This window comes from Duncaniella sp. (assembly GCF_029054785.1).
GTDB lineage: Bacteria > Bacteroidota > Bacteroidia > Bacteroidales > Muribaculaceae > Duncaniella.
This window is the reverse complement of the sequence record NZ_JAIDEN010000122.1, coordinates 25,816-27,802: the sequence shown is the minus strand read 5'-3', so window position 1 is coordinate 27,802 and position 1,987 is coordinate 25,816. Positions and strand designations below refer to the sequence as shown.

The following is a 1,987-nucleotide window of genomic DNA, read 5'->3' as shown; positions in this document are numbered from 1 at the left end:
CCGCGCAACCTCCGCCCCAACGAGATCACCGAACGCAGCGACTCCTCTGAACGCAACGAACCCACCCCGCGCAAACCCCGCAAAGGCCCCGCCCGCCAAGCCTGACCATCCTGACTTTCCTGACTCTCCCAGCCTGCCACCACCCGCCCAACAGCCCTTTTCACATAGCCTGAGATTCAATTTCAACTCAAAGACTCTCTTAGGCTTACCGCACAATGATCAGAAATCAAAAATCGACCTTGATTTCTGATCATTTTTTTGTAATCTGTTGTATATTTAAGCCTTTATAACTAATTTTGACAAAATTCTCACGCCGATCGGGAGTGACGCATGAATCTCATGCTCACCCAGGGCGGGAGGAACGATATATAAATTACAAGGCGTTTATTCGCGCTTGTTCTTGGCCGATTGAAACTACCACATTCAATATCCATGCCAAGGATGATGCAACGATAGATGCTCATGGGTATGTATAGATACCATCCGGCTCTGTATGCCTTTGCATATTCAGCCGGGATATCTTCATATCGGCGTGAGGTCTGCGTTGCTCGTCTGCATGGATGGGCTGTGGTAGGCCTCAATCGGCGTGACGGGCAACAGTAAGGCTCTCACGTCTTCGTTTTTATGTACCTGCACCCATTCCTTTAAACCTATGTAAACCAATCTTTTTGTTCAGGGGACCAACCGGAGAGTCATAAGCCCGCCTACAGATTTACTGCCATGACGATACCGAACATGACATTCTATGACTTTCTCGGAAAATTCGGACCCGGAACTTTGCTTTGGCTGCCTCTGATTCATAATGAGTCAGACTTGCCCCAATCATGGGTCTGGTGTATTGCCGCCGTAATCGGCTTCTTCCTCACCGGCATTATCTTGGACAGCGCTGTCCGGCTGATGACCAAACCTTTATCGCTAAACCAGTGTATGCTCACCAAATCAAGAAAGGAGCTATACGGCAAAATCATCACAGAGTCTCTGCCGCCAACCCTTCAGGCAGACCCGCCGGACATAAAAATCAGCTATTTCAAAGCCTATTATAGAGTCCAGACCGGCAAACTGCTCGGAAACGTCCCGGTGCTTGAAGCGCAGGAAAATTTCCTGAAATCAATATGGTTCATATTGCTGATATATATGTATGTCATAATCTTTGACAAATTTCCGCCCGCCTTTACAATACCATCTGCTATAACATTAGCCATTTTCTTAGCCATTATAGCTATACCGTTCGCATGGTATCAAATCCAGATGAAAATATATGGACTCATCTGGGACGCTGAATTATATCTTATTTCACAAAATGCAACTGATCATGATGACAAAAATACCCGAAATATCTGACATTCACAAAGCGGGCCGGTCGTTCCTGCATCGAAGTCTGTGCATTGTCTTTATCCTTTTATCTGCAATGATATTCAGCAACGAAATCAATGCGCAGACAATAGCTCAGATTGATTATATAAAATATCAATTGGAAGATGACGGCACGGCGAAAGTTGTAGGGATGGTTTATAAAAGCCACAACTACCCCACATATTATATTCACTCTCAGAAAGAGTACTCCGGCAGAATATATCAAGTAACATCAATAGCCTGTTTAGACTGTAATGCAAGTTTTAGTACCCAATCCCCAGAAATCATCATTGAAGACGGCATACTCCATATTGAAGACCGAGTATTTACGGATGCCACCACCCCAGGTGGGAATCCTGTTTTCAATAAAAATCCAAGCAGAAGATACTATCTAAGCATAAACTACCCTTCAACTTTAATCAAAATTGGGAATGAAGCCTTTGAGGGTATCAAATTGAACGCAATAAACCTTCCGTCAAATCTCGAAGAAATCGGTGACGGAGCGTTTAGAAACTGCACTATGTTCACCGAACTCGTCATTCCGAACAGTGTCAAGAAAATCGGAGCCGGAGCGTTCGAGGGTTGCACGGATATGGTAAGTCTCGAACTGTCCAACTCACTGACAACCATAGCT

At 44.9% G+C, this 1,987-nt stretch carries 2 protein-coding genes; both read left to right on the top strand.

Annotated features, from left to right (window positions below):
* The first annotated feature begins 735 nt into the window (after positions 1 to 735).
* Entirely contained in the window at positions 736 to 1,341 is a 606-nt protein-coding gene (locus K2H17_RS07870) for a hypothetical protein (RefSeq protein ID WP_300133490.1), read from the top strand.
* 67 nt (positions 1,342 to 1,408) lie between these two features.
* Positions 1,409 to 1,987 (top strand): leucine-rich repeat domain-containing protein (locus tag K2H17_RS07865; RefSeq protein WP_300133488.1); only part of this gene is annotated, 579 nt, incomplete at its 3' end.